Raw genomic sequence first — 542 nt, forward strand, 5'->3', positions numbered from 1 at the left:
TGAAATTTAGTAAATTCATTTTTTAGAGTTTCATCAAAGATATGAGCGTATCTGCTTGTCATTTCTGGGCTTTCATGCCCCAAAAATTTCTGCACAATATGCTGGGGCATCCCGTTGTTAATCATTCTTGTTCCTACTGTATGGCGAAAGGCATGGGCATGGAATCTATAAATCTCGCCTGATTTATCCACTATATTTTGCTCATAAGCTAATTTATTTAACTCGCCTCTAAATGTTTCTTGTTTTAATGGCGATCCATCTTTTCTTGGGAAGAGGTATTCACTATCTGGAAATTCCTCTGAAACTTTATCTTCCCGAACTTTAATAAGTAAAGCTACCTCTTTAGATATTGGAACTATATGCTCCTTTTTCATTTTCCATTGATAATACTTTAAAAAGTAATCTCCATCTTTGTCCTCTAATAAACAGCCTTTTTTCAAGGTGCACAATTCACTTATCCTCATTCCACATTCTTGAACAATCATAGTCATCGTAGCTATATATTCGGGTAATTTATCAAGATGACTGTTCAATTGCTCTAG

At 34.7% G+C, this 542-nt stretch carries 1 protein-coding gene; it reads right to left on the bottom strand.

Translation table 11 applies throughout. From position 1 onward, the window contains the following. On the bottom strand, nt 1–542 hold a 542-nt coding region (locus HMPREF2846_RS10430), incomplete at both ends, for a tyrosine-type recombinase/integrase (protein WP_176745488.1).

It is taken from the genome of Staphylococcus sp. HMSC056G08, assembly GCF_001812305.1.
In the GTDB taxonomy this organism is placed as follows: Bacteria; Bacillota; Bacilli; order Staphylococcales; family Staphylococcaceae; genus Staphylococcus; species Staphylococcus simulans.